At 38.5% G+C, this 26,699-nt stretch carries 25 protein-coding genes; 7 read left to right on the top strand and 18 right to left on the bottom strand.

What is annotated here, in order from left to right; genetic code table 11:
- Positions 1 to 111 precede the first annotated feature (111 nt).
- The 7 genes from OSH00_RS15900 to OSH00_RS15870 all read right to left on the bottom strand — a co-directional run bounded on the left by OSH00_RS15900 (position 112) and on the right by OSH00_RS15870 (position 6,988).
- Positions 112 to 573, bottom strand: a complete 462-nt coding sequence (locus OSH00_RS15900) for a DIP1984 family protein (RefSeq protein ID WP_004822548.1) — start codon at positions 571 to 573, stop codon at positions 112 to 114.
- 25 nt (positions 574 to 598) lie between these two features.
- Positions 599 to 721 (bottom strand): hypothetical protein, encoded by a 123-nt coding sequence (locus OSH00_RS15895; protein WP_266131248.1) that lies wholly within the window; start codon positions 719 to 721, stop codon positions 599 to 601.
- 4 nt (positions 722 to 725) lie between these two features.
- Entirely contained in the window at positions 726 to 1,985 is a 1,260-nt protein-coding gene (locus OSH00_RS15890) for an RtcB family protein (RefSeq protein WP_266131268.1), read from the bottom strand.
- A 717-nt stretch (positions 1,986 to 2,702) separates the two neighbouring features.
- Positions 2,703 to 2,984 carry a hypothetical protein gene (locus OSH00_RS15885; RefSeq protein WP_266131247.1) on the bottom strand — a complete coding sequence of 94 codons (282 nt, stop codon included), beginning with the start codon at positions 2,982 to 2,984 and terminating at the stop codon, positions 2,703 to 2,705.
- A 119-nt stretch (positions 2,985 to 3,103) separates the two neighbouring features.
- Positions 3,104 to 3,226, bottom strand: coding sequence for a hypothetical protein (locus tag OSH00_RS15880; protein WP_265092654.1), 123 nt, complete (start codon positions 3,224 to 3,226; stop codon positions 3,104 to 3,106).
- A gap of 516 nt (positions 3,227 to 3,742) precedes the next feature.
- Complete coding sequence (locus OSH00_RS15875; RefSeq protein ID WP_266131246.1) at positions 3,743 to 5,374, bottom strand: RNA-binding protein; 1,632 nt, start codon at positions 5,372 to 5,374, stop codon at positions 3,743 to 3,745.
- Positions 5,375 to 6,031: 657 nt separating this feature from the next.
- Positions 6,032 to 6,988, bottom strand: coding sequence for a ribonuclease Z (locus tag OSH00_RS15870; RefSeq protein WP_266131245.1), 957 nt, complete (start codon positions 6,986 to 6,988; stop codon positions 6,032 to 6,034).
- A gap of 273 nt (positions 6,989 to 7,261) precedes the next feature.
- On the opposite strand from OSH00_RS15870, the gene rtcR reads away from it, so the two are divergent.
- Positions 7,262 to 8,872: an RNA repair transcriptional activator RtcR gene (gene rtcR, locus OSH00_RS15865; protein WP_266131244.1), complete on the top strand. Its 1,611-nt coding sequence runs from the start codon at positions 7,262 to 7,264 to the stop codon at positions 8,870 to 8,872.
- A gap of 35 nt (positions 8,873 to 8,907) precedes the next feature.
- On the opposite strand, the gene OSH00_RS15860 is transcribed toward rtcR, so the two are convergent.
- Positions 8,908 to 9,540: an alpha/beta hydrolase gene (locus OSH00_RS15860; protein ID WP_196077546.1), complete on the bottom strand. Its 633-nt coding sequence runs from the start codon at positions 9,538 to 9,540 to the stop codon at positions 8,908 to 8,910.
- Positions 9,541 to 9,665: 125 nt separating this feature from the next.
- Here OSH00_RS15860 and yaaA point away from each other — a divergent pair, with 125 nt between their 5' ends.
- Positions 9,666 to 10,445, top strand: coding sequence for a peroxide stress protein YaaA (yaaA, locus tag OSH00_RS15855; RefSeq protein WP_266131243.1), 780 nt, complete (start codon positions 9,666 to 9,668; stop codon positions 10,443 to 10,445).
- 31 nt (positions 10,446 to 10,476) lie between these two features.
- Here the strand turns inward: yaaA and OSH00_RS15850 are convergent, their stop codons facing one another.
- Positions 10,477 to 11,049, bottom strand: coding sequence for a hypothetical protein (locus OSH00_RS15850; RefSeq protein WP_266131242.1), 573 nt, complete (start codon positions 11,047 to 11,049; stop codon positions 10,477 to 10,479).
- A 57-nt stretch (positions 11,050 to 11,106) separates the two neighbouring features.
- Between OSH00_RS15850 and OSH00_RS15845 the strand changes: the two genes are divergently transcribed.
- Both OSH00_RS15845 and OSH00_RS15840 read left to right on the top strand, forming a co-directional pair.
- Entirely contained in the window at positions 11,107 to 11,751 is a 645-nt protein-coding gene (locus tag OSH00_RS15845; protein ID WP_266131241.1) for an HD domain-containing protein, read from the top strand.
- Positions 11,752 to 11,982: 231 nt separating this feature from the next.
- Positions 11,983 to 12,600, top strand: a complete 618-nt coding sequence (locus OSH00_RS15840; RefSeq protein ID WP_266131240.1) for a hypothetical protein — start codon at positions 11,983 to 11,985, stop codon at positions 12,598 to 12,600.
- 34 nt (positions 12,601 to 12,634) lie between these two features.
- Here the strand turns inward: OSH00_RS15840 and OSH00_RS15835 are convergent, their stop codons facing one another.
- Entirely contained in the window at positions 12,635 to 13,072 is a 438-nt protein-coding gene (locus OSH00_RS15835) for a PaaI family thioesterase (RefSeq protein ID WP_266131239.1), read from the bottom strand.
- Positions 13,073 to 13,153: 81 nt separating this feature from the next.
- Entirely contained in the window at positions 13,154 to 13,399 is a 246-nt protein-coding gene (locus OSH00_RS15830) for a hypothetical protein (RefSeq protein WP_196076935.1), read from the bottom strand.
- 329 nt (positions 13,400 to 13,728) lie between these two features.
- Between OSH00_RS15830 and OSH00_RS15825 the strand changes: the two genes are divergently transcribed.
- Positions 13,729 to 14,145: a GFA family protein gene (locus tag OSH00_RS15825; protein ID WP_266131238.1), complete on the top strand. Its 417-nt coding sequence runs from the start codon at positions 13,729 to 13,731 to the stop codon at positions 14,143 to 14,145.
- A gap of 96 nt (positions 14,146 to 14,241) precedes the next feature.
- Here the strand turns inward: OSH00_RS15825 and OSH00_RS15820 are convergent, their stop codons facing one another.
- The 7 genes from OSH00_RS15820 to OSH00_RS15790 all read right to left on the bottom strand — a co-directional run bounded on the left by OSH00_RS15820 (position 14,242) and on the right by OSH00_RS15790 (position 24,176).
- Complete coding sequence (locus tag OSH00_RS15820; protein WP_266131237.1) at positions 14,242 to 16,254, bottom strand: lipase family alpha/beta hydrolase; 2,013 nt, start codon at positions 16,252 to 16,254, stop codon at positions 14,242 to 14,244.
- 103 nt (positions 16,255 to 16,357) lie between these two features.
- The gene (locus tag OSH00_RS15815) at positions 16,358 to 17,284 is read right to left on the bottom strand and encodes an ABUW_2363 family tetratricopeptide repeat lipoprotein (protein WP_266131236.1); all 927 of its coding nucleotides are present in this window, start codon (positions 17,282 to 17,284) and stop codon (positions 16,358 to 16,360) included.
- 106 nt (positions 17,285 to 17,390) lie between these two features.
- The gene (cysE, locus tag OSH00_RS15810) at positions 17,391 to 18,215 is read right to left on the bottom strand and encodes a serine O-acetyltransferase (protein ID WP_266131235.1); all 825 of its coding nucleotides are present in this window, start codon (positions 18,213 to 18,215) and stop codon (positions 17,391 to 17,393) included.
- The gene (locus OSH00_RS15805; RefSeq protein ID WP_266131234.1) at positions 18,215 to 19,048 is read right to left on the bottom strand and encodes an RNA methyltransferase; all 834 of its coding nucleotides are present in this window, start codon (positions 19,046 to 19,048) and stop codon (positions 18,215 to 18,217) included. Before OSH00_RS15805 ends, cysE begins: the two co-directional genes overlap by 1 nt.
- A gap of 38 nt (positions 19,049 to 19,086) precedes the next feature.
- Entirely contained in the window at positions 19,087 to 22,659 is a 3,573-nt protein-coding gene (dnaE, locus tag OSH00_RS15800; protein ID WP_266131233.1) for a DNA polymerase III subunit alpha, read from the bottom strand.
- 250 nt (positions 22,660 to 22,909) lie between these two features.
- Positions 22,910 to 23,080: a hypothetical protein gene (locus tag OSH00_RS15795; protein WP_266131232.1), complete on the bottom strand. Its 171-nt coding sequence runs from the start codon at positions 23,078 to 23,080 to the stop codon at positions 22,910 to 22,912.
- A 214-nt stretch (positions 23,081 to 23,294) separates the two neighbouring features.
- A complete protein-coding gene (locus OSH00_RS15790; RefSeq protein ID WP_266131231.1) occupies positions 23,295 to 24,176 on the bottom strand; it encodes an ATP-binding protein in 882 nt (293 codons plus the stop codon).
- A gap of 197 nt (positions 24,177 to 24,373) precedes the next feature.
- On the opposite strand from OSH00_RS15790, the gene OSH00_RS15785 reads away from it, so the two are divergent.
- Positions 24,374 to 25,885, top strand: coding sequence for a DUF3336 domain-containing protein (locus tag OSH00_RS15785; RefSeq protein WP_266131267.1), 1,512 nt, complete (start codon positions 24,374 to 24,376; stop codon positions 25,883 to 25,885).
- Positions 25,882 to 26,694: a protein kinase domain-containing protein gene (locus OSH00_RS15780; RefSeq protein WP_266131230.1), complete on the top strand. Its 813-nt coding sequence runs from the start codon at positions 25,882 to 25,884 to the stop codon at positions 26,692 to 26,694. The genes OSH00_RS15785 and OSH00_RS15780 overlap by 4 nt, the downstream gene beginning before the upstream one ends.
- The last annotated feature ends 5 nt before the right edge of the window (positions 26,695 to 26,699 follow it).

Here is a 26,699-nt window from a genome sequence, read left to right as displayed (position 1 = left end):
CCAAAAATGATGCTGACTTTTATTTCAATCTATACAGCCTTAGATCTTGTACTCGCCCAATATATTTCAGATCTGATTGGGCAAACCCAATCAGATTTTTAGATGATCGCTTTAAACGTCAAGTAAATCAACTTGCCAGTTTGTGGCTTGTATCAGTACATTTAAATCACGTAGTTTGGCACTGATATCATCAGACTGTTTTTGTAAGGATGATACTGGAATCACTTTATGCCATTTGATTTCACGTGTACTGTAGCGATCAGGTTCACGTTGGGTGTTACTGATGGCTGAAGTTAAAATTTTATGGCGCTCTACAAGCTCATCACGTTGAGTCAATAAAGCCAATAATGAGCGACCATCTGTAAGTTTTGCCAGTGCATTGGTTTGATGAATGGCATAAACAAGTTTTTGAGACTCTTGCGTCAACGCAAATACTTGTTTTAATAACTCGTTTGGATCTTCAGATGGTTCATCGCCGTCTTGTACCAATACATTTGCATTGATACGTTGTTTCAATGAAGCGAGTTTCTTCTGTTGATCGCTTCGCAATAAAAGTGCTTCTGCAAGTTTCATTTTATTTTTCCTATATCTTTAATATTTAATCAGCATTCAACAGAATAATTTCATACAACATTTGCTGAGGCAATGTATCAACTGGAATTGATTCTGTAAATTTTATACAGCTTTTTAAGCTATAGTCTTGATGTAAAGCAGGCATCATAATATTAACCCTTTACACAAACGACCTGACTTAGGGTATAAACTACTTCAACCAAATCACTTTGTGCTTTCATCACATCTTCAATCGGTTTGTAAGCAGATGGGATTTCATCAATCACAGCGGCATCCTTACGGCATTCAACACCTTGGGTTTGTTCAATCTGATCTTCAACAGTAAACAGTTTTTTCGCAGCAGTACGGCTATGTACACGACCTGCGCCATGTGAACATGAACAGAAAGATTCCTGATTTCCCTTACCTTTTACGATAAAGGATTTTGCACCCATTGAACCCGGAATAATCCCATACTCACCCAAACGGGCACGTACAGCACCTTTTCGTGTTACCAGCACTTCCTGACCAAAGTGTTCCTCTTTATCTACATAGTTGTGGTGGCAGTTCACCGCTTCCACTTTGGCATTAAACGGTTTGTTGATGATGATTCGTAAAGCCTGTACCGCCGCTTCCATCATTAACTCACGATTTTTCATGGCAAAACGTTGCGCCCATCCAACAGCAAACCAGTAATCATCAAAATGCTCAGTACCTTCTACCAAATAAGCTAAATCTTTATCAGGCAGGTTAATAAAATGCTTTTGCATATCTTTACGTGCAAGCTCAATAAAATGGTTGCCAATTGCATTTCCTACACCACGAGAACCTGAGTGCAGCATAATCCATACTTGTTGATGCTCATCTAAACAGATTTCAACAAAGTGATTTCCGGTTCCCAAAGTACCCAACTGTTTATGGTTATTGGTATTTTTTAAACGTGGATGCTTGGCACAAATATATTCAAAATCAGTTACTAACTCAGCCCAAGCTTGGTCTACCCGCGCTGTTGGTGTATCCCAAGATCCACGGTCACGGCGACCTCGTCCTTTGGTCATCCCATGTGGGATCAAACGTTCAAGTTCAGTACGTAATGCATGTAAATTATCGGGTAAATCAGATGCGTTTAAGGAGGTACGTGCTGCCATCATTCCACAACCAATATCCACGCCAACGGCAGCAGGAATAATTGCACCTTTGGTTGGAATGACACTTCCGATGGTTGCACCAATTCCCACGTGTACATCTGGCATTACTGCCATCCATTTATAAATAAATGGCATTTGTGCTGCCTTTAATAACTGGTCTTTTGATTTCTCATCAACAGGGACGCCTTTGGTCCACATTTTTACAGGGACACCCTTTTTATCCTGAATAATATTGTAAGCACGCTCATTGGATGCTTGTTTTTCAATCTGTTCTGATACTGACATAGTCATAGCTTTTATCCTTTGCAAAACCTGCCTGCCAAGCGGTTGCAGGCGGGTGATATGTACATCCAGTGATGTATGCTCTATATATTGCAGAGAGCATGCCAACTTTGTTTTTTAATGGACCTTATTTCTTAAGCTATTGAATTTAATTTGAAAAAATAAAATTAAATTTTAAGTTATATTTATATTTTAAAAAACTATCTAAAAATAAGTATTATTTTAGATAGTAATTTATATATTTTTATATTTTAAATAGAATAAAAACAACCTGCGCCGAAACATAAAAAGAAAAGTAGGGTAAAATCAATCGACAAGATGAGGTTTATTTTAGCGTCATGTAAATATGCAAATAAAGTGATTGAAAAATATGAGGTTATAAAGACTGTTCAGAAAATATCTTGAATAACGTGGTGCAAATTGAGTTGTCAAATAGCCGAGCCAAATTGCGATTGGAAATATTGATATAATTGAAAAATAATAAATTTTTGAACAGGTAGAGATATCTTCTTGGCGGAAACCGCAACCCAAAGCGAGTGAAAGCAAAAAAATGGCATAGAAAAAAATAACAAGACAAAAATGAGTAAAGGAAATAACAGCAAAGCAAACCAAGTACGCATTGTTATTATTCAGGATATTTGTCATGTTACAGATTATAGTACGAAACCTAGCTTGGGAGAATTTTTTCTCCCAAACTTACTTAGATGAAATTTGTGAGTCTTAATCTTTGCTCATATCCCATACCGTATGATCATCAGTTGGTTGATAATGTTCTTCGATATGGATTTTTAACCTCAATGTGAGGGGATCATCTTCCAGGATTTGGCTATGCCCATGTAAAAGTTTCAGTTCACTTTTTTTACGACTTTTACTTGGCGGTTTTTCATGATAGTTCTGGCATTTCTTATACCAGTGGTTGGTTTCTAAATAGTATTTTTTAACTCTTAATTGTTCTAAAGCAAGATCGAGATTGTCGTCTTTCACGATGACTTTAATAGACATGTTTTGCGTTTTAAAGACTGACACCTGTCTCTGGTTTTAAATTGAATGATTAAACTAACAAATCGTTGATCAATTCACAAGCCATATTCTTAAATCGTTAACGTAGAAAAGAAAAGCAATCACAACAACTTTTGATCAGATTTTCGTGAGTCATCACGATCGGGACTTGAACCCTGCGCAAAAGCGTTACCATGTAATCCGATCTGCATTTGTGATTGCTTAATTACAACATGTTTCATCATGATCAAGTATACATCAACAAGGAGTTGAGGACGGTCGTGGCTCTACCGACTGAGCTACTGTATGTTGCCACACAGGGTGGTATCGAAACACCGACAAACGAGTAATGTAGTCCTCATTGCATTTGATGTACTTGAATCATTGTTACCGCACTGCATAAACAAAATGTTGAAGACGTTTCGTTGCTCTATCCAGCTGAGCTACTTTTCAATCTTAGCTAAGAATGAAAAGGATGGATTTGAACCATCGACCTACGCATTACAGATGTAGTCCTCAACGCATTTTATGCATTGAATGTTGCCAACAAGTTTTCGATAAAACATCAATTATTCAAAGTAATGTAGTTCTATCTGCATTTGGCAACAGTTTTACTCAGCACAACAACTTTATATAGAAACACTTCATTCTGGAAAAATGTAGTTCCTATGGCATTTGTGCTTTTTATCTAACATCATTGCCTCAAGTTACATCATTTGATGCGAAGACTTGAATACAAGATGCTAAATGAGGGAGCAAATTCAGCTAACATGTGACTGAATTTGCGTTAAGTCTATTTTTTCGATTTCGCTAATCCAATGATTTGCGTGCATTTCATTATTGGCAAAGCTTTCAATCAGTGTGAACACAGTATCGGAAAATCCTCCTATATTCATGACATCTTTATACTCAGGGAGTTGAGTGGTCGCATAAGGTTGTAAATCAACACACACTAGTTTTGCATCAGGGTTATGTTGTTTTAACTGTTTCCAATAATGCATCATCCCTGTTTGGCGGTGTGCTCTTGGGATTTGATCTGCCCAAGATTCATTATCAGAGAAGTAAATGACCATATCGACTTTGGCTTTTTCTTTCACTAACAGTTCTAAAGGCTTAGAACAATCTGTTCCACCACCACACATACTGGCAAACTTTTTTGCCAAAGCAAAAATATCAATTTCTAAATTTTGCTGCTTCATCAGATTTTTTCTCTTCAAATATTCTTGCACTTTACTTAAATTGGATAACTGGCGTACTTGTGTATCAAAAGCCATCAAGCGAATATTTGGGTTTACGTATTTAAAAGCACTGGCAAATAATGCTGCCACATCGACACAACGCAACTGTGAAGTTGCACCTTGGCGGTAACCTGTTATCGAACTCGACATTGAACCAGAAACATCAATCGCGATGACCACATTACCTTGTAGTTTAGGTACATTTGAAATTGAACATTGCATTGCAAATTTTAAGGCATTGGCAATTTCATGTGGCATCCCTTGAGCAAGTGCAGACCATGTCATCATCAATTGATAGGGGAATACACGACTTTTTAAAATCGATTGTTCATCCATCAATTTATCCGCAATGATTTTAGTCATCCCTTTGATCTTAAATACATCGTGACGCAAGAAGGTGTTTAAATTCATACGAAGCATTTGCCAAGATCCATTGCGTGCAATTTCAGCCCATTGCTGTTGATTTAAATTCAAATGGGTTAAAAGTTGCATAGGTACTTTGGGTAATTCTGTATTCACACCCAAGCGAAATTGCTCCAGTGCATGTACTTGAGCAGGCAGCTGCGCAAGTTGATACTCCTTACCCAATACATAGGCAAAAAAGGCATCTTGTTCAGTTGTTTTTGGTTTAGGGTGTGTCATTTTTAGCACATCTGCAAGTGAAGGGCTGTTTCCAACATTTGCGGTAATCAGTTGTTGTGCTGATGCGGATAAAATCCATTCATTCACCATGTGTTTAGGCAAAGAACCCAATGACTTTCGACCGATCATTCCTGAGCGCATGATTTGTACAAAATTTCTAAGTTGTTTTCCGTTATCGATAATCAATGGAAAAATGCGTTTAAATAAATCTGCATCCAATTCAGAAAGTAAGGCCAATAATACGACAGGGGTATCTTTCATATGTGCTGTTTGACGCGCATAAATTGCGGTTTTAGCCACAAACTTTGGATCCACTTCAAGTGCTAGGTTGAGAATATGATCCAGTTGTACTTGTGCATTTTGATAAAAAGTTTGATTCAGTGTACCTGTTGCAGCAAGCTGCGCTAATGCGGCACGGGATTTTAATGTATATGCGCGACCACCGGCTTCGTTGTATTCAATGGTTTTTGGTTTCGCCTGTTGTTTGGAGGCAAAAATTGTCTTGTTCGCCATGACAGCATCCTCAAGTGAATTTTTAATTTCTTGAGATGGTTATTGCAGAGAGTGTGCCAAGTTTTGTTTTTGCAATAAATAATATTTATAAGATATTGATTTTATTTATTTAAAAATTTTAAAAGTTCAATATTTATTGGTTTTTAAACGTTGAGATTATAAAATAAAATATCTGTGTTTATATGATTTTATCTTTATTTATATTTTTTGTAAATTTATGTACCTAAGGTTGTGCAAATAAAAAATAGAAAACTATAGCCGATGGAAAAAGATCGGGGCGGTTCTGATACGTCAAAATAAAGCAAAACAAAAGCTGAAAAGATCATGTTATAGCTATTAGATAGAATATATTTTCCAGTTTTTGGTGCATATTTTGTAGAAAGCTAACCCAGCCAGATTGCAAAAAGAAATATTGATGCAAATACAACATGCCCCATTTTTATATAGGATGCAATGATGGATGAATTGAATCCACAACCAATCAAGCTGAGAAAAAATATAAGATAAAAAAAGAATAAAAATATAAAAGTAACCATTGGAATAAGTATAAATTCCAACCAAGTTATCATTTTCATGGTTTATCTTTTAGATGTTACTGTTTAACTTCACTATAGTGTTAAAGAAACCGAGGAAAAATCACTTTTTCCAAGGCTAAAGTTATTTAATGAGTGCGAGTTCGCCACTCGCACTAAGGGCATAGCGATGAAAATCATCAGCAATATAAAAATGACCATGATAATACGCTGCGATTTCATCATGAATTTTTTGAACACCAACAGCATCGTGATAACGTGCACTGAGATGCGTGGCAATCAAATTCGGTAGACTTATCATTTGCGCAAATTCTGCGACTATTTTTGCAGAGCTGTGCATTGGACCAGAACCAACTTTATCTAATACTGCTTGAGTATAGGTGGTTTCATGAATTAACAATGAGGCATCTTTACACGCATCTTTCAATAATTCAGGTTGGTCATTATCTCCACAGACAATCGCAGATACATGTTGCGTATTTTCAATTACAAAATCTTTCCCGTGAAGGGTTCGCCCATTCCATTCAATCATCAGTCCTTGTTGCAAATCTCCCCAAAGTTGACCTTTCGGAATCTCTAATTGAACTAACTTTTCATGATCGAGTTTGCGCTGAATCGAAGTTGCTTTGAAAGCATAAGCATAACTTGGTACACGATGATGTAGAGGATAAACATCAATTGAAAGCTTTTCATCTAATTGAAAAGTGCTATTCAGTGTATGGCTATCGATAAAATGAAGTGGGTAGGGTAAAAACAATTCAGTCAAGTGGCGAGTAGCTTCCAACCATTGTTGAATCTCTTTGGGTGCAATGATAGTGATGGCGTCTTTACGTCCATTCATCCCTGCACTGGCGAGTAAGCCCACCAAACCATAGCAATGATCGCCATGGACATGGGTAATACAAATCGCTTTCAAGTGTTGTAAAGACAGTTTGGCTTGTTGTACTCGATGCTGGGTTCCTTCACCTGCATCGACAAGAATCCATTCTTTAGCTTTGCCATAATGAATCGCTAAACCTGAAACATTGCGGGTCAATGTGGGTACACCAGATGATGTCCCTAAAAATGTAAACTCTAACATGGGAAATATATGCCTGTAGAATAATAAAATTTTATCTATGGTTATTGTTGTGACAAAGCAAGGCAGTTCCATCAAGAGAAGTGTCGAATCAGACAGAGATGGAGGAAAATAAGTTAAAACTTTGTACTGCAGCAGTATAGCATGATCATATGTATGAAAATAAATAGTGATTTTTAAAATATTATGCTGAACACAGCGAATAATATTTGCTTATTGATAAAATAAAACTATGATTTAGGCAAGATATATAAATTTTTATAGATTTATAGCAATATGCAAAAATTTAAAAAAACAGTCGTGATTGGTTTTGTGGGTTCTACTCTGGATCAAGGCAAAAAGCCTGAGCGTTGGCAGCGTTGGCGTCCTACCATAAGTTTGTTGATGCATGACGATTTAGTGGTCGATGAATTGGTACTATTGCATGATCGACGCAATGCGAGTTTGATTACGCATTTACAGCAAGATGCTTTTGAAATTTCCCCGCAAACCAAGATCACAGGCCACAAAGTCAATATTCGCGATCCTTGGGATTTTTCGGATATGTATGGGGCACTCTATGATTTTGTAAAATCTTATCCTTTTGATACCGAAAATAATCATTATTTATTGCATATTACGACAGGTACACATGTTGCTCAGATCTGTTGGTATCTATTGATTGATGCACACTATTTGCCTGCAAAACTCATTCAAAGTTCACCTACAGGAAAACAGCAACCAGAAGGTGAGTATCGCATCATTGATTTAGACTTGTCTCGATACGCCGCATTAACGCAGCGCTTTGAACATGAGCAATCAGAAAATTGGCAACAATTAAAAGCCAATATTGCAACAAAAAATAAAGGGTTTAACCAGTTGATTCAAGAGGTTGAATTGGTAGCAACACGTTCGAGTGCGCCGATTTTAATTATGGGCGCTACGGGTGTGGGTAAATCACATTTGGCCAAGCAGATTTATCAGCTTAAAAAGGAAAAATTTCATCTCGCTGGTCGTTTTATTGACGTGAACTGTGCAACTTTGGTGGGTGATAGCGCAATGTCCACTTTATTTGGTCACCACAAAGGTGCGTTTACGGGGGCGATTGCGGCACGTACTGGTTATTTAAAAAGTGCAGACAACGGTATTTTGTTTCTCGATGAAATTGGTGAATTAGGTCTGGATGAACAGGCAATGTTACTTAAGGCACTGGAGGATAAGTCTTTCTTCCCCGTGGGCAGTGATAAAGAGGTACATGCCGATTTTCAATTGATTGCAGGAACCAATCGAGATTTACGAGAGGAAGTTCGAGCAGGCCGTTTTCGAGAAGATTTGTGGGCGCGATTAAATACATGGACTTTCTTCTTACCCAGTCTAAAAGATCGTGTTGAAGATATTGAACCGAATATTACATTTGAATTACAGCGCTTTGCGACAGCACATCAGCGACAATTAAGATTCCATAGTGATGCGCTTGAAAAATATTTAAAATTTGCGCAGTCAGTAGAGGCAATATGGCAAGGCAACTTTCGAGATTTGACTGCAAGTGTGACTCGGATGGCGACGTTGGCAAATGGAGAGCGGATTGGCTTAAACGAGGTCAACACAGAAATTCAACGGCTTCAGCGTATTTGGAGTATCTCTGAGCCAGAAAAAGAGCTTAAACAGTCGGTACTGACGAATATTTTAACGACGGAGCAATTATCACAAATCGATGAGTTTGATCGTATTCAGCTACAGGGGGTCATTGAGATATGCCAAAAGTCAAAATCCATGGCGGATGCTGGGAGGCGCCTATTTTCAATATCTCGTGAGCAAAGACAAAGTACCAATGACAGTGATCGTGTGAAAAAGTATTTAGCGAAGTTTGGTTTACAGTGGGACGATGTAAGTCCATCAATAAGGTGAGTATTTCACCTTATTGATTTTTTAATCCACGGTTTTTAAGGTACTAACAAGAAACGTGATATTGCAACACGTAGTTGTTTTAGATACCCAGTAAAGAAATGGTTCGCACCTGGTAATACAGTAATCAAATGGCGCTGCGGTTTTGCCCATTCAATTAAATCACTGAGTTTTGTGGTTGGATCAGCTTCACCATGAACAAACAGAATATCGCCTTTGATCGGAGGCGTAACATAGTGGCGTAGACCATCGACTGTAGAGGTTGGCAGACCACATAAAATCACTTGTTTGGGTTTAATTTCATCAGGTAAGGCGTGATAAGCCTTTGCCATCACATGCGCACCAAAACTAAATCCACCTACATAGAATGGTAGACTTTTGTGTAATTGTCTAACATGTTTGATGACATCTAAAATGTCTTCAGTTTCGGCAAAACCTTCATCATGGACACCATCGCTTTGTCCTGAACCTCGAAAACTTGGGCGATAAACAACACAGCCCTGTTCGCTGAGGATTTGTGCAAGTAAAGCTGGAACTTTATGTTGAGGAGTACCACCTTGTAGTGGGTGAGGATGACAAACGACAGCAAATCCTTTTACTTCGCCCACAGGATAGTCAACAAAAACTTCAATTTTGCCAACCGAACCTTGAATGAACAGTTGTTCGGACATAATTTAAACGATCATAAAGCAGGGAAGTGATATAGTTTACCGATTCTGCTCACAGAAAACATGAATTGGAATTAAAATATTCCGACTGTTATAGTTTGATTAGTTATTTTTTGATCAGGAAGACCATGCTCGCCTTAATTTCCCCTGCTAAGACGCTCGATTATGAAACCGCACTGCCGACTGACAAGCATACTTTACCAAGACTGTTGGACCAATCTCAACAGCTTATAGACCTAAGTCGTAAACTATCTGCTTCTGATATTGCCAGTTTGATGCATGTAAGTGACAAGATCGCCAATTTGAATGTTGAACGTTTTCGTGACTGGAATGCTGATTTCAATTTTTCTAATGCACGACAAGCAATTTTTGCTTTTAAAGGTGATGTATATACTGGACTGGATGCGTATAGCTTGTCACAAGATGATTTAAATTTCGCGCAAAATCACTTACGCAGCCTTTCTGGACTTTATGGTTTATTGCGCCCTTTGGATCTAATGATGCCATATCGTTTAGAAATGGGGATTAAACTCGCCAATCAGCGTGGCCACAATCTCTATGATTTTTGGGGAGAGCGAATTACCCAACTCATCAATGAGGATTTACAGCAAAGTGGATCGAAATTGTTGGTCAATATCGCTTCTGATGAATACTATAAATCAGTCAAAGAGGCAAAAATTCAGGCGGAGATCATTAAACCTGTATTTTTAGATCAGAAAAATGGTAAATATAAAGTGATTAGCTTTTATGCAAAAAAAGCGCGCGGATTAATGGCACGTTATATCATACAAAATCAATTGCAAAAGTTGGATGATTTAAAATCATTTAATCTGGATGGTTATTATTTTGATGCTGAGAGTTCATTGAAGGGGGAACTTGTATTTAAACGTGATGAGCAAGTTGCTTGAAATATCCTTTATTTTCGGAATTGGCTGAGCATTAAGCCAATTCCCGTTCGAAAATACTGTATTCATGTCCCAGTGAATTCATCACATTGATTTGAATAAAATCAAATCCGTCTGCTTTGAGTTGATCGGCAGAAATAATTTTTCCTGAAATCAGTTCAATTTCACCAGCTGTATTGCTCAAACTTTCCATTTCTTCATCATAGTCAATATTGTGATACACCTTGATAATCACTTCAAAGATATCTTGCTGATCTTGGTCTATGAATTGATGAATGACGGGGCGCTGCGTAAGTTGTTCAGGTGTAAATTCATCACAAAACATGGGATCATAACCATGCTGTGCACCATCAAAAAGTAATATTTCTTCATTGCTTTCTATATCAACGGCATAAATCAGTTCTGGAGCAAAATCTGTTGCACAAATGAGCTGATACTCATCATAGAGTTCCCCATAATATTTGATTTTAAACTGCTTTGATTGTGTGGACGATTGTATTTGTCCGCGCCATTCAATATCGATTAAATCTTGGAAATAGGGGCTATGCATATAACAAACATATTTACTTAAATGCGATGGTGCTGAAAATTTTGATTTATTGATCATGTGATAACAGCCAAAAATGTTGTATTAATATATAGAAGTCTATTATTTTCGATAAATATGATCATAGATAGTTCAGAAAAATACGTCAATTCATTCAATCAATACTGGGATGAGTTCAGCAAAAAAATCAATATGTCAAAAGCGCAGGCTGATATGTTATATGCGGTTGTATTGAATGCTTATACGGAGCCTCAACGCCATTATCATACACTGCAACATATTGTTGAATGCCTTGATTTATTTCATCAAGTAAAAGCTCAATTAGATGATCCTAATGCGGTTGAACTGGCGATTTGGTTTCATGATGTGGTGTATAACCCGCAAGCCAAAGATAATGAAGAACAAAGTGCCCAACGCATGCTAAATCTATGTCAGGGTATTTTGACTAAATCTGTCATTGAGAAAGTTTATTCATGGATTATTGCGACTCAACAACATCAACCATCTCAGCAACGGGATTTAAATTATTTATTGGATATTGATTTGGCAATTTTGGGTAGCTCGGCAGCGCGTTTTTTCCAATACGAACAGCAGATTCAGTTGGAGTATGCATGGGTAAGTAAAGAAATTTATCAAGTAAAGCGAGCAGAGGTGCTGCTGCATTTTTATGATATGCAACCTTTGTATCAGACTGAATATTTTAGGATGTATTTTGAGGAAAATGCTAAAATAAATTTATCTCAAGCTTTATCATCTATATAAACAATGGCCTATTATTAAAAAGATCTATGAAAAAGAGTAAGTAATATTAAGGCACGTTTATTCGACATGAACTCAGGCACTTCATTTTTATGGGGCACTGCAACACAAGTAAAATGATAGTGTCAAATTAGATTGTGATTAGGCCGCTTTATTCAAGAGCAATCAAATAGAAACACTGAAAGAGAGAAAATTTTGAAAATTTTAAATCTTATTGTACTGAGCAGTATTATAATGATGACTGCCTGTCAGAAACACAATCAATCATCAGAAGATATAAAAAAAAACGAGCCGGTCATTGATGCTCAAGCGATAGCAAGCCAAGTGAAAAGTGATTCTGAAGCAGAAATTCCAGCAACTGTTTCTGTGCCTAAAAAAGAACAGGAGCATGCAACATTCACTTATCCTGAAGCTTTGGTTAAGCAAGTTGCTGAAGCGCAGCAGCACTGTCAAACACCTGGAACAGTAGAAATGGGTAGCGTTATTAAAACTGTGGATTTAATTGGTGATGAACAACCAGAATATATTTATGAGCCTGATTCAATTGTCTGTGCTGAAGATGGGGTGTTCAGAGGACATGGTGGAGATCAACTGGTGATCTATCAATCTCAAGATGGTAAAAGCATTCAAGAAATTTTTAACAGCAGTGTTTTTGCATATCAAGTTTTAGATCATCAACCCAAGGCGATCGTGCAAATAGAAGTTGGCGGTGGTTATTGTGGTCAAAATATGGATGAAATCAGTCGAGCCGAAGCAATCATATGTAAGCGTAATTTGGAATGGGATGAGGCATCCAAGCAACTTAAAATGGGCAAAATCCAATTGATTGACAAGTCAGCTGATGCTGAATAAGTGCTATTCATGATGAATAGCACAATCGATTTATTTATGGTCGAATAATCATACAGGTCGCTGTTGCATGTGCATATAATTTGCCATCTTCATCGACCAATTTACCTTCAGAAATTGCGAGATTCTTACTTGAATTAATCAGCTGTCCAATCGCAAATAAAGGTTTATTTTGTGGTACTGGGCGGCACATTTTAACATTTAAGTCGATGGTGCCGTAACCTACACCTGCTTCAAGGGTAGTATGTACTGCACAACCTGTTGCAGAATCCAACGCTGTAGCAGCAAAACCGCCATGTACACCCCCTAATGGATTTAAATGGCGTTCATCAGCTTTGACAATAAAGTTTGCATAGCCTTTAGCAATTTCATGCAGATCCATAGGAATGGTCTCACTGATGGATGCTCTTGGGATATCACCATCTATCATGGCTTGTAAAAATTCGAGTCCAGTCATTTCTTTGAAAGATTTCATCATTCTGTCCTAGTTGTTTAGTTCCAAAAAGGAACTTGATGATTAAAATAAAATGCTTTAACAGATGCTGTCAAATTCTTTTTAGTATTCGATATCGTAAAACCTTTCGATATGGTCGGATTGATGGAGGATTTTTAAGGCTATTTTTTCACCGGTTGCCCATGTGGCGCTTGATTGATTTAAATCAACATCGATGATATCCAACTCTTTACATAAAGTCTGACGGCTTTCAATGACAATAAACTGTGGCGACTGGGTTTTTAGACATTTTGCAATATACCGTTGAATATCATGAAGCTTATAAACATCTATAATTTTATAGCGCATATTTTCCAACTGTTTATTTAAGTTGTTGTAGTGGATAATCTAGAGCTAATTATTCCAGTTTTCAATGATAAAAAGATTACAAAAACCACATTCGATTAAAAAAATATTGCTTAGAATATAACTTCAACCTGTAATAGGGGGACTGCTGACCATTCGTCTATGTTCACGACTCTAACCTTTTTTAGACGATACTAGGCACGGAATACGAAGTTTAGTCATTCTAAATGAATGGTTCGTAACGACGTAACGGCAAAAAACGCAAGCCATTTATGAAATGCCAGCAGCCCCTAGTATGTTATTTGGATATTTTTGAGAACATGGAGATTCCTATGAAAGGGCAATGTGTTTGTGGGGAAACAACGTTTAACGTAGAATTAAAAAATCATGCGGTACATGCTTGCCATTGCTCAATCTGTCGTAGACAGACCAGTGGTGTAATCATGACTATTGATGTGGAGCAAGATGGGTTAAACTTTATTAAAAAAGACCACTTAAGTATTTATCACTCATCGGAATGGGGGGAGCGTGGTTTTTGTAATGCCTGTGGAACGAATCTGTTCTGGCGTACTAAAGATCAAAGCTATTGTAATATCAATGCTTTTGCTTTGGATGAGCAACCTCAAGATATCAAATTTGATATGGAAATTTATATTGACAATAAACCCGCTTTTTATAATTTTGAAAACCATACGAAAAAGCTGACTGAGGCTGATGTTGTCGCCTTATTTACAGGAAATAATGAATAGTCATTTTTATTGGGATTTGGTTTTAATCACAGACAATCTTAAACTTGTTAACCTTAAAAACGCCAGTTAATTTGACTGGCGTTTTTACTGGGATCTTTAGGGTTTATATATGCCGAGTTTAACCAGATGTAACCTCAAAATACGGCGTAGCTCCAATACTGCTTCAGGTGTTTCCTGAATTGAATGTCCGCCTTTGATAATGACTTCCGAAGCTGCTCCATTAAGGTGTGAGCTGGTATAAGGAACTACACCATCAGTCATGATTTTAGGATCCTGACTGTCGGTAATATTGCCCATGATTGAATGATAGACCATGGTCTTTTTAGGCATCACATTTTCTGTTAATTGAGTAAACTTGGAGTTATGGCTGAGATCACTTGGTCCATTTTGAATGATTCCATGTCCCACATCTTTTAGAAAGTTTTTCGCATTTAAATCACGTTCATCAATGGAGTCCGCTAAAGCTCCGAGAAATGCACCAGGTAGTTTGATAATACGACGAGCCGCTAAGGTGAACCAGCGATCAGCAAATGCTGTACCACGGTGAGGGGCTGATATAAAAATGGCGCGGTCGAAGTTCGGTACAGATTGAATGCTCAGACGTGCTTTAAAGATCGGGTCATCTTTGAATTTATCAAACTTACGGTTATTTAACATTTTTAAAGCAGGTTGAGTGAGATCAGCATCGCTGACCAACAGACGCGCAATAATGCCGCCCATACTGTGCCCAATCAATACAGCATCTTTTGCAGAAGCTGATTTTTGGTCAATCGAAGCGAATGTTTGATTGATAATCGCATTGATTTGATAACGGCTTTCCAAGATTGGCATGTTGGTGGAATAGAAAATTTGCCAAACCTGATAATGTTCGCGGAGTACATTGTCTCCCATGATGTCATTGGTTAATCGAATCCATGCTTCTGGACTACTGGCTAAACCATGGACCAAAACAATAACTTTCTTATTGGGGTTATACGGCTCAAGCATGTAAAGGTGTGGCATAGTCAAGCTTTGATCTCGATCAATCAAGCTCAGGTATGCAGCAATCCCTAAATTATTCTGCGCTAACCATAAGCCGTATGGAGCAGAAAAATTGGCTGCTAGAGGATATTGTTTTCCACCAATTTTAATGTTTTCGACACTATATGGATCGTAAATATTTAACTGGAAGTTGGGGTTGTGCAAAATATTCTGCAATGATTCATTGGTATTTTCAGGTTGAGCCGCAATACTTACAGATAAATAACGCGGTGGGTGAATATTAGGATTTATGCCATGTTTATATTGGTAATCAAATGGATTAACAATATATTTGTTTTCTTCAGGGGCATCGGTCTTCGGCAAAATCGCGACAAATTCTGCACCGAAACCATCTCTACGGTTAATTGAGCGTAAACCTGAAAAGTTAAGATTGTAACTGGAAACGAGATCTTCTAATTCTGTATTGGCAATCGCGGGATAACCATTAAAGTTGATGCGATAAGTACTGGTTCCAACTTTAATCTGCTTGGCAACTTTTTGGTTTTTATGGCGTGCCGCATAGGTGGAAATCAGCTTTGCCAGCGCTTGGTTGTAAAAATCTCGTATTTGAACCTGTCGGTTATTGAAAATACGGTCTTGTGGTTGGCGTTCTGTTTTAAACAAGTAAGCATAACTATAACGAATACTGTTATCGAGCATGACCATTTGTTGGTCTAAGCATTGATCATAATTTTTCTGTGTATTTTGCTTTTTTTCTGTAGATTGATGTTTAGAAAATACACTGATTTTACAATTGGACGAGTCTGCTAGATTAATCGCTTTGGTCAGGTAGATTTCACTGGCTGTCGAAAGCAGCTGTTCATCTTGTATCTGCGGGATTTTTGCTAAATCAGCCACACATTTTTCTGCTTCGTCCGCGCATGATTTTGCTTCACGTCCAGTCATGGAGAGCACATTTAAACTTGCCTCACTCATTTTGGAGCGTGTTAAAATGCTATCACGCTCATTGGCGATCGTAACATTAACCTTTTGATTTTTAACACTTACAACCTGACATCCAGAGAAAATCAATGGGCTGATGGCTAAAACATAAAGCAAAATTTTATTTTTTGAGTTTTGCATAAACATTAACGAGATCAATCTTTTCTGAATAATACGATAGTTTTCTAGAATTTCAATTTATAAGCAAAAAAATAGACTGAATGCTCAGTCTATTTTTTTAGCCTAGAAATTATTTCGTCAGAGCCGGGTTTTTCATCACTTGCCAAACATTGTAGCGACCTTGTTTTTCAATTTCTTGAATCAAACGATCTGCAACTTCTGCTTCTTCAGGATATTTCACTTTATAGTTTTTTAGTGTTTGCACAGCATTTTTCTTTTGTTCCATACCAATATAATTATTGGCAGAAGACAAATAAGCTTCCTGTACACCTGCTTTCATGGCTTTATCTAAATATGGCATCGCTTCTTTTTGACCGCCACCTTCAGATAAAGAGAAACCAAACCATAAGTTTGCTTCAGGATCTTCTTTATTGATTTTAAGAATACGTTGAGCATAATCTAATGACTTAGTGGTATATGAAGAACCTAAATCAAGGTTGCGCCCAAGAATACTGGCTTTAAATGCACGAATCAGAATATCAAATGATGCATTTGGCGCAGCAGCAAGCTGGTCTAGCTGCGTAGATACTTCCTTTAATTTTCCTTCAAAACCTTTGCGTTCTTTACGGTCACTGAACTGTGGTGGATAGTGGCGAGCTTTACCTTCTACCATTTGTAAGAAGTCATCAATTGCAGTGATATCGATTTCGTTATCACCCGCCAATACAGCATATTTCATCGCACGCTGTGAACTGTTTACCGTTGGTACAATTAATTTATTGGTATCAAGCACAATTTTTTGATTTGGATTTGCTGGATCGGTCACTTCCAGTTTATTGACAGGCTGAGCTGCTGCTTTTTTTAACTCCAACTCAAAAACAGGAGGTTGAGAGTAATCAAATGGATTTAACGCATAGAAGGGTGGAGATAATTCTGGCTCAGTGTAAATGAAAGGCTCATTCGCATCTATTTTTGTGCTTTGTTTGGTTGGTGTAATTGAACACGCAGTGAGAAATGATGTAGCGAGCAATGCATATGCCAAAGGCTTAATCGTCATGTGTTTCTTCCATTAATTTATATTAAAAAATGTGCATGCGCATCAGTCTATGAAAAGACGTCTGAACATGCAACTTGATTTGGTTCGTATTATTAAAAATTATACATTAAGTTTTTGATGGCACTTTTTGTGCTTCACACTCACGCCTGACCTCTTCAATAATTTTGATTTCCTCGTCGCTCAAAGGTTGTTCAATCGTCTGAGATAAATTAAATGTAGGATCTAAAAGTGACAAACGTTTACACAGACTATGAATACGCTGTTCATTTTGTTCAAGTCGATCTAACAGAACACGCATGCCTTCGAGCATTGGATCCGGTTGCTCCTGAGTTGCGGCATAAGCCTGAAACTCTGTGTTTTCGGTTGTAGTTGCGACTTCTTCTGGACAGCGAGTCTCTGTGGTTGCAATTGTTTCTTTGTCTTTGGTAATGAATCGGGCCGGATTGCCAACCGCGGTGGCACCATCTGGAACAGCTTTGGTGACCACTGCATTTGAGCCAACTTTAGCATTTTTACCCACTACAAAAGGTCCTAGAATTTTTGCACCAGCACCTACCACTACACCATCTGCGAGTGTGGGATGGCGCTTGCCAGTATTCCATGTTGTGCCACCTAATGTGACGCCATGATATAAAGTAACGTCATCTCCTATTTCAGCAGTTTCTCCGATCACTACCCCCATACCATGATCAATAAAGAAACGCTTGCCAATTTTGGCGCCTGGATGAATTTCAATACCTGTCGCAAAGCGACTAAAAGAAGACAATATTCGCGCTGAAGTTTTACAGTCTTTTTCCCATAACTCATGCGCTACACGATGCATAATCAACGCATGTATGCCCGGATATGTTGTTAAAACTTCGAATGTATTTCGCGCAGCAGGATCTCGCGCGAATACAGCTTGGATATCTTCTTTAAGCTGCTTAAGCATTAGTTTTGATCCTCATGTTTTGACTTTTTCCATGTCCCGTTGTTGAGAGCCTGAACTCTGCTAAAAATACCCCGTAATAAATGATATTCCATCTTATCCAATTGTATACGTCCAAATAATCGACGCAAGCGTAATGGAAGAAGGCGCGGATTTTTAGGGTCTAAAAATTCAATTTCAGCCAGCATTTTTTCAATGTGAGGATAAAATTGTTCCATTTGTTCATGTGTGACCAGGGGTTCGTCCCAGTGCATATCTGCTGAGTCTGTTACATGCATTACAGCTTGAGTATCAACAGTTTTATCTGCAAGTGCTAAGGTTGCCATACGCATTTCATAGCAGATCACTTGGATAGCTTGAGCAACATTCAATACACCATAATCACTATTTACAGGAATTGTGACATGATAATTCGCAAGCGCAAGCTCTTCATTGGTGAGTCCACGATCTTCTCGACCAAAAACGACAGCAACCTCCTGTTGACTGTAAATGACAGACTGCATTGACCTTTCTGCGGCAGGGCGTGCATCCAGCAAAGGCCATGGAATCGTTCGGCTGCGCGCACTGGTACCAAATACCAGATGGCAGTCTTTAATTGCATCTTCTAGACATTCTACGATTTCAATAGACTTGATTAAATCTGTAGCACCCGCTGCCAAAGCCTCAATATCGGGATGCGGATAGGTTTTCGGTGCGACTAAAACCAGTTTAGATAATCCCATTGTTTTCATTGCACGTAATGCGCTGCCAATGTTTGCAGGCAGTGTGGTATTGACCATCACAATACGTACATGACTTAAATGCTGTGAAATCACAGCATTGTCAAAAATGTCCATTGATGTTCCAAAATTAAATAAAGAGAAGATTAGGTATGTTAAGAGTATTGACTGGCATCAGCGAGATACTCATCCATTGCATCCTCCATGCTCATATTGTCTGGAGGAGGAGCAACTTGAGCAGGCTGTGCCAATTCACGATGGTCAACTGCCTTAGCTGCCTTAGATTTGACCTGATATTCAATATGAATTGATTCCTTACCAAAATAATCACGTAATTTTGATAAGAGTTCATCTAAAGGTGCGACTTTCCACTGTTGTCCAAAATGTAATTCAGCAGTGGCATAATCATAGTCCAGCAAAATTTGCATAGGAATATGTTGACACATATCGACATTGCAAAAAGGCAGTAAAATTTTTTGAATATCCGATGCTAGGGTTTTACTGATGACTTCTGGGTTTAGTTTAATGGCAATACTGTTGGCGCGTTTTTGGCGAATTTCATTTAACGTGAATGCTTTGGTTAAGCGTCCCATTGGACGGTCAAAGCCCTCACGCTCATAAATTTCACCCTCAATCACCACCACTTTTTCATTCTGAATAATATCTTTAAAGCGCTGGAAACGTTCATGGTTGGAGGAAACTTCAATACGTGCTGTGCCATCATCCAATGTGACGACCATTCGATTCGGGAAGTTGGCAACGTCAACGACCAAGCCGGCAAAGACTGTGGTAACACCACGACGGGTTGGTGTCAGCTCATTAATCTTATGGGGAATAAATGATTTTAACTCAGGACGATATACATCGATGGGGTGACCTGTGAGGTATAAGCCAAGCGTATCTTTTTCACCTTTTAAACGGACTTCATCTGACCATGGTTTGACCGGTTTGGCAGGTTTGCGTTGAACCTCCTCAACCTCGCCAAATAAATCCATAATGCCTGTTTCACGATTTGATCGAGCCTGTTCTGCAGCTTGAACAGCTTCAGGAAGTTGTGCCATCAAACTTGAGCGTTCGATGCCTAAACAATCGAGTGCACCAGCACGGATCAGGGCTTCCAAGGTTCGTTTATTAATTTTTTTCAAATCTACACGATGGCAGAAATCAAATAGATCTTTATATGGACCATCCTGTTCACGTGAGTCAATCACAGACTGCATGGCTTGTTCGCCCACACCTTTGATTGCACCTAAACCATAAATGATGGTTTTCGCATCACTGGCGTGGAATTGGTAAAATGACATGTTGACAGATGGCGGCAGTACATCTAATCCATTGATGCGACAATCATCAATTAAAAATACGATACTGTCGGTATTCTGCATTTCTGACGACATCACCGCTGCCATAAATTCAGACGGATAATGGGCTTTTAACCAAGCTGTTTGATAAGCAACTAAAGCATATGCTGCCGCATGTGATTTGTTGAAACCATAACCTGCGAATTTTTCCATATAGTCAAAGATATGGTTTGCCGTAGCTTCATCAATATCTTTTTTCGCCGCACCTTCAATAAAGGTTGCGCGTTGCTTGACCATTTCCTCGACTTTCTTTTTACCCATTGCACGACGAAGTAAGTCGGCGCCACCAAGGGTATAACCTGCACAGAACTGTGCAGCTTGCATAACCTGTTCCTGATACACCATGATGCCATATGTCGGTTCAAGTACGCTTTCAAGTAAAGGATGCAAATACTCAAATTCACCGCCATGCATACGGTGAATAAAGTCAGGAATCAGATCCATTGGACCGGGTCGATATAGTGATACGAAGGCAATAATTTCTTCAAATTTACTTGGGCGTGCTTCTTTGAGCATTTTTTTCATACCCACGGATTCAAACTGGAATACCGCAGTGGTGTTCGCATCGGCAAACACGGCATATGCCTTTGGATCATCCAAAATAATATTTGAAATGTTTAAGGGTTGATCTGATTGAATTCTTTTATTGATATTTTGAACTGCATCTTCAATCACCGTCAGGTTACGTAGGCCCAAAAAGTCAAATTTAACTAAGCCCGCAGCTTCTACATCATCTTTGTCGAATTGCGCAACACGACCGCTACCATCGGCTTCACAAAGTACAGCGGAATAATCGGTAATTTTTGTGGGTGCAATCACTACACCGCCTGCATGTTTACCGGTATTTCGGGTTATGCCTTCGAGTTTTAATGCCATTTCCCAAATTTCAGCTGCATCGTCATAATCCGGATTGGAAGGATTGGTAACGATATCTTTGAGTTGTGGCTCTGCTTCCAGTGATTCTTCTAAACTTAGCCCCAGGGGTTTGGTAGGAATCATTTTAGAAATACGATCAGCCAATCCATAGGATTTACCCAATACGCGTGCAACATCTCGAATAGCACCTTTGGCCGCCATGGTACCAAAGGTCGCAATTTGTGAGACTGCATCACGTCCATAGTGACTTGCTACATAGTCGATAACTTTATCTCGACCAGCGATGCAGAAATCAACATCGAAGTCTGGCATGGATACACGTTCTGGATTTAAGAAACGTTCAAAAAGTAGATCATAGCGAAGTGGATCTAAATCAGTAATTTTCAAACTGAACGCAACCAACGAGCCTGCACCCGAACCACGCCCAGGTCCAACTGGAACACCATTGTTCTTAGACCATTGAATAAAGTCCATCACGATCAGGAAGTAACCAGGGAAATCCATTTTATTGATGATTCCAAGCTCATATGCAAGGCGCTCATCATAAGGTTTACGTATTTCAGGCCAGTCTTCGTTACGTTTTTCTACGGGGTAGAGCACATCCAAACGCTCTTCTAAACCTATTTCTGAAACGTGTTCGAAATAGGAGTGAATCGTGTGACCTTCAGGAATTGGATAATCAGGCAGATCATGGAAGCCCAAACGCAAAGAGACCGTACAACGTTTTGCAATCTGCAGTGTATTTTCGATAGCACTTGGAAGATCAGCAAATAATTCAATCATCTCAGCCGATGTTTTAAAATACTGTTCAGGGCTATAGTTTTTGGGACGTTTATCGTCACCTAAAACATAACCATCGGCAATACAAACACGTGCTTCATGTGCTTCATAATCTTCTGCGGTGATAAAATGCACGTCATTGTGAGCAACAACACCAATCTTATATTTTGCAGCGAGTTTGACAGCTTCTTGATTAAAGCTTTCTTCAAGTGGCCGACCGGTTCGAGTCAACGCCAAATAGACCCGATTGCCAAATTTTTCAATCCACTGCTCAAGTAAAGGTTCAGCTTTTTCTGGGTAGGCTGAGCAGAGCATTTCACCAACATCACTGTGCAAACCCAAGAGAACGATAATATCTTCTGATTGCTCAAGTATCCATTCCTTTTGAACGCATGGAATTGAAAGTTGTTGCCCTTCGATAAAGCCACGAGAAACGATTTCAGTCAGTCCACGCCAACCTTTGTTGGTCATTGCAAGTAGGGTTGCTTTATGGTTGGCATCGTTGAGACGGATCACACTGCCGAAAATAGGCTTAATGCCTTTACCTAATGCCTTATTATAAAATTTGACTGCGGCATGAAGATTGGACAGGTCTGTGATGGCTAAAGCAGGCATTTCATCAGATGCAGCAGCTTTAATCAGATCAGGTATACGTACAATCGATTCCGTAATCGAAAATTCGGTATGAATACCAAGATGAACAAACTGCATAGACCAATCCTATATGAAACTGCGGGTTATTTTATCATGCTTAAACAGTGATGTGCTGAAATATCATCGGTTGATGAAATTGATGGTGGAATTTTAAATAATTGAAATATATGAAAAATATAATGTTTTGTTATATTTGATATTCAATTGCATGTAATTCCAACAATTCTTATATACGACATGTCGCAGTTCAAGAGGTTCAGATACACTGGCTTCTAATACACGTTTTTTTAAATAAGAAACAACGTTATCAAAGAAATTCACCAATATTCAAAGCAGGGTATGGGTTTGCCTCGACTGGAAATGCATTCGAGTCTTGATATTTCATAAATGGTTTGCGTTGAAGTTGAAATTGAGCAGGCTTGAGGAGTTGGCTGCGCAAGGAAACCAGAAAAATAGTACGACTATTTTCGAGTTTCATGAGCTAAGCTGAGATAATTTTAACCGTAACCTAAGCAACAACAGCGCATTGTTTATTGCTGCATAAGGCGCCGTAAGGATTGGCTTTTTTGCCACTTCGTCGTGATTTTGCGAAACTGTGTTCTCATGATTTAGAATGATTGAATTTGCTATTTCCACTCGTTTTTTCTAAAAAACACAGTTGATCGCAACCATAGATAAATCCTCAACACACCCTATGAAGATGAGGCTGATTTTAAACGCTCAGAACCAATCCAATGCTTGGAAAATTGGTATGCGGCACGACCTGAACGTTGTCCACGCGCTTGACACCATCTGAGGGCTTCTGCACGGACTTCTTCACCAAACGGCATGTTTTCTTTTTTAAGATAATGTTCAACAATTTCCAAATAAAGATTTTGATCCATGGGATAAAATGACAACCACAACCCGAAGCGATCAGATAATGAAATTTTTTCTTCAATGGCTTCTTGAGGGTGGAGCTCTTTATATTGTGGTACATCAACTTTGGTAACGGGAGTATTCTCGTGCATGAATTCTGGCAATAAATGACGGCGATTGCTGGTTGCATAGATCACAAAGTTACTCGAGCCTGATTGTAAAGACCCATCCAACACGCTTTTTAAACTACGATAGTTTTCATCTTCAGCATTGAATGCCAGATCATCACAATAAACGATAAATTTTTCAGGGCGGTTTTGGATAATTTTTTGAATCTCAGGAAGATCTGATAAGTCATCACGCTCAATTTCAATAAGACGTAAACCTTGTTCTGAATACTGAGTTAACAAGGAACGTACAATAGAAGACTTTCCAGTACCACGCGATCCGGTCAGCAAAATATCATTGGCAGGTAATCCATGCAGGAACTGTTCGGTATTTTGTAAAATTTTGGCTTTTTGCCTTTCGATTCCTTTAAGATCATCTAGATGAATGGCTTTCGGGTTATAAATGGCTTTGAGTTGTTGATCATGCCACCGAAAAGCAATTGCCGAAAAGTCAGGTTCTTGTTTGGTTTCAGGTAAAATTTGCTTTAATTGATCAAGGACTTGAGATAATTTTTGGATGATATTGTCTGGTAAATCTAAAGTTGCCATATCCGTTCGCTATGTTCAGAAATTACTAAGTGTGGATGATATTAGCACAGTAATTTTATTGAGCTCATCTCAATTGGTGATTATCGGAGTAGATCGCCAAAATTAAATGACTTGTGGTAATTGATTATCTGTTTATTTTTAAGCATAGTTTATAGATGAGTCTTTATCCTCGGGTTGAAATCAAAGGAAAATTAGAAATGCTATTAGAACTCACTCAGGATTTAAATCCGCATCAGGCCTATCGAATCAAAAAATTAAAACGGAAACTGGAACATGCGGAAAATTATGAAGAGTGGAAGTCGATTGCATTAAAACTGGATGAAGAAACAGGTGCACAAGAATGGAAATTTGATAATGGATCACCTTATTTTGATGCCGAGATTATTTCACATCGTTTAAATCTTTTGCGGCGCTATCGACAGCAAAATCGTACACATGATTTGATGTATATTCTCAGAGAAGGTTTTAGTCATGATGTTGCAAATATTGGACATCCAATGTTATTTGCACATACCTATGTAGGGACTAAAAAAATCATTGAAGATTATATAGATGAAGTAAGCAACAGTCTGGCATTTATTGCTTCTGAAAGTTGCCATTCATTATGTTTAGACAGTAAACGAGATTTTTTTAAAAACTGTGAAAAAGCTTATGGTCAACCTGCACTAATGTTTTCAGGTGGCGCGACATTAGGTTTATTTCATAGTGGTGTGTGTAAAGCACTGATGGAACAAGACTTGATGCCCAAAGTGCTTTCAGGTTCAAGTGCAGGAGCGATCATGACTGCGCTGTTGGGTGTCAATGAACCCACAGAAATTCCAAATCTTTTATCTGGAGATCAGTTCTATAGTGAGGCTTTTCATTTTCGTAGTTTTAAGGAATTGATCAAAGGTAATGGTGGATTTGCCGATGTCCGTTATCTGAAAAAGTTTTTGATCGAAAACCTAGGAGATGTCACATTTGAAGAGGCTTTTGAAAAATCTGGTTTAGACATCAACGTTACTGTGGCACCCTATGATGTATCTCAAGAGGATGCACGGATTATGAATAAATATACTTCGCCGGATTTGTTGGTATGGAGTGCTGTGCTGGCTTCTTGCGCAGTACCGATATTATTTCCGCCGGTCCGTTTAATCAGTAAACGTTATGATGGTGTTCATACACCTTATCTTGCCAATACACGTTGGGTTGATGGTAGTGTACGCAGTGATTTCCCTCAAGAACGCATGTCCCGCTTATATAATTTAAATTATACCATTGCTAGCCAAGTGAATCCGCATATTGTGCCATTTATGCAGAATGATGAAGAACGCTATCGTAAAGATCTATTGAGTTGGCCAGAGCGAATTGTACGGATGCAAGGGCGAATGGCGGCAATGGGGGTTATGGATTTTGCTCGTGGTCGAATGGGGCGTATACCGTCAATGAGACGTTTGCTTGATCATGGATATGGTGTGATTGATCAACGCTATTATGGTGATGTGAATATCATTGGAAATTATAGCCTGCGTCATTATAGTTATATGTTGCAGAATCCACGTCCCCATTTATTCAAGTTGTTGCAAAGAGAAGGCGAGCGGGCAACCTGGCCGAAAATATCGAGCATAGAAACACATGCGCGTATTGGTAAGACAATTCAACATTGTCTGGAAGTGCTGAACCATTCTATAAGTTATTCTCAAGCTGTTGGGCAGCTATCGGAAGTATGAGCCAAAACAAAATTACGCTTCCTGCTGCTTCAAATTCTAGTCAAAGTCAGAAATTTGGTCGCCGTGTTTATCGACTTAAACAGGGCAATCAATTTTTTTGGCTGAAGTTACAAGTAAAAAATATCAATTACCATTATGAGCAAGGCTTTTTAAACGAAGTTAACTGTTATGCTCAATTAAATACTCTAGAGACACCCACCCACGAGGTGCTGTGCAATTTTTCAATCATTGACCCATATCATCAATTTCAATTGGATGAAGCAGTGATTGAGCAGGCGATCTGGATGAATGATACAGATCTTCTGTTTGAGCCTGCGAGTGATCAATTAATCCGAGTGGATGTCTTCAGTAAACTGAGGTTGAGCTTGGAGGTGCTGGAAAACTTGCATAACTATGGTTTTATCCATGGTGATTTAAAGCTTCAGCATTTTCGCTATCAACAACAACGAAGTTATCTGATCGATTTTGAGCAAGCTTACAGCATTGACCAGGACCTTTATCGATTAAATCCCATAACGACTGCAACGCCTCGTTATATGGCGCCTGAATTATTTCACGCACAACAGAAAACCTTTCAATCTGATATCTACGCACTGGGTATTATTTGGTTGGAATGGTTAACCCATCAACGATTGTCTGCAAAAAGCTATCAAGATTGGGCAGTTTTGCATTGTCAGCAACTGAATGTGCATTTGCCTGAAGCCTTTAAAGATTTGGAGAATATTTTAAAACTCATGCTGAGTAAAAAAATAGAGCAACGTTGTTCAAATATTTATCAAATAAAACAAGTATTAAGCCAAATTGTCTAAACAAA

The organism is Acinetobacter nematophilus (assembly GCF_026344175.1).
Classification (GTDB): domain Bacteria; phylum Pseudomonadota; class Gammaproteobacteria; order Pseudomonadales; family Moraxellaceae; genus Acinetobacter; species Acinetobacter nematophilus.
The sequence above is the reverse complement of the archived record's forward strand: the minus strand, read 5'-3'. Positions and strand labels throughout refer to the sequence as shown.

What these genes read in the sequence shown, in the direction of transcription:
- yaaA (WP_266131243.1), top strand. Translation starts at nt 9,666, where the DNA reads ATGCTCGCCTTAATTTCCCCTGCTAAGACGCTCGATTATGAAACCGCA.
- OSH00_RS15825 (WP_266131238.1), top strand. Translation starts at nt 13,729, where the DNA reads ATGAAAGGGCAATGTGTTTGTGGGGAAACAACGTTTAACGTAGAATTA.
- OSH00_RS15845 (WP_266131241.1), top strand. Translation starts at nt 11,107, where the DNA reads ATGATCATAGATAGTTCAGAAAAATACGTCAATTCATTCAATCAATAC.
- OSH00_RS15875 (WP_266131246.1), bottom strand. Translation starts at nt 5,374, where the DNA reads ATGGCGAACAAGACAATTTTTGCCTCCAAACAACAGGCGAAACCAAAA.
- OSH00_RS15785 (WP_266131267.1), top strand. Translation starts at nt 24,374, where the DNA reads ATGCTATTAGAACTCACTCAGGATTTAAATCCGCATCAGGCCTATCGA.
- OSH00_RS15840 (WP_266131240.1), top strand. Translation starts at nt 11,983, where the DNA reads ATGATGACTGCCTGTCAGAAACACAATCAATCATCAGAAGATATAAAA.
- OSH00_RS15830 (WP_196076935.1), bottom strand. Translation starts at nt 13,399, where the DNA reads ATGCGCTATAAAATTATAGATGTTTATAAGCTTCATGATATTCAACGG.
- OSH00_RS15850 (WP_266131242.1), bottom strand. Translation starts at nt 11,049, where the DNA reads ATGATCAATAAATCAAAATTTTCAGCACCATCGCATTTAAGTAAATAT.
- OSH00_RS15795 (WP_266131232.1), bottom strand. Translation starts at nt 23,080, where the DNA reads ATGAAACTCGAAAATAGTCGTACTATTTTTCTGGTTTCCTTGCGCAGC.
- OSH00_RS15885 (WP_266131247.1), bottom strand. Translation starts at nt 2,984, where the DNA reads ATGTCTATTAAAGTCATCGTGAAAGACGACAATCTCGATCTTGCTTTA.
- OSH00_RS15880 (WP_265092654.1), bottom strand. Translation starts at nt 3,226, where the DNA reads ATGATGAAACATGTTGTAATTAAGCAATCACAAATGCAGATCGGATTA.
- OSH00_RS15870 (WP_266131245.1), bottom strand. Translation starts at nt 6,988, where the DNA reads ATGTTAGAGTTTACATTTTTAGGGACATCATCTGGTGTACCCACATTG.
- OSH00_RS15805 (WP_266131234.1), bottom strand. Translation starts at nt 19,048, where the DNA reads ATGGACATTTTTGACAATGCTGTGATTTCACAGCATTTAAGTCATGTA.
- OSH00_RS15900 (WP_004822548.1), bottom strand. Translation starts at nt 573, where the DNA reads ATGAAACTTGCAGAAGCACTTTTATTGCGAAGCGATCAACAGAAGAAA.
- rtcR (WP_266131244.1), top strand. Translation starts at nt 7,262, where the DNA reads ATGCAAAAATTTAAAAAAACAGTCGTGATTGGTTTTGTGGGTTCTACT.
- OSH00_RS15860 (WP_196077546.1), bottom strand. Translation starts at nt 9,540, where the DNA reads ATGTCCGAACAACTGTTCATTCAAGGTTCGGTTGGCAAAATTGAAGTT.
- dnaE (WP_266131233.1), bottom strand. Translation starts at nt 22,659, where the DNA reads ATGCAGTTTGTTCATCTTGGTATTCATACCGAATTTTCGATTACGGAA.
- OSH00_RS15895 (WP_266131248.1), bottom strand. Translation starts at nt 721, where the DNA reads ATGATGCCTGCTTTACATCAAGACTATAGCTTAAAAAGCTGTATAAAA.
- OSH00_RS15835 (WP_266131239.1), bottom strand. Translation starts at nt 13,072, where the DNA reads ATGAAATCTTTCAAAGAAATGACTGGACTCGAATTTTTACAAGCCATG.
- OSH00_RS15790 (WP_266131231.1), bottom strand. Translation starts at nt 24,176, where the DNA reads ATGGCAACTTTAGATTTACCAGACAATATCATCCAAAAATTATCTCAA.
- cysE (WP_266131235.1), bottom strand. Translation starts at nt 18,215, where the DNA reads ATGCTTAAGCAGCTTAAAGAAGATATCCAAGCTGTATTCGCGCGAGAT.
- OSH00_RS15820 (WP_266131237.1), bottom strand. Translation starts at nt 16,254, where the DNA reads ATGTTTATGCAAAACTCAAAAAATAAAATTTTGCTTTATGTTTTAGCC.
- OSH00_RS15815 (WP_266131236.1), bottom strand. Translation starts at nt 17,284, where the DNA reads ATGACGATTAAGCCTTTGGCATATGCATTGCTCGCTACATCATTTCTC.
- OSH00_RS15780 (WP_266131230.1), top strand. Translation starts at nt 25,882, where the DNA reads ATGAGCCAAAACAAAATTACGCTTCCTGCTGCTTCAAATTCTAGTCAA.
- OSH00_RS15890 (WP_266131268.1), bottom strand. Translation starts at nt 1,985, where the DNA reads ATGTCAGTATCAGAACAGATTGAAAAACAAGCATCCAATGAGCGTGCT.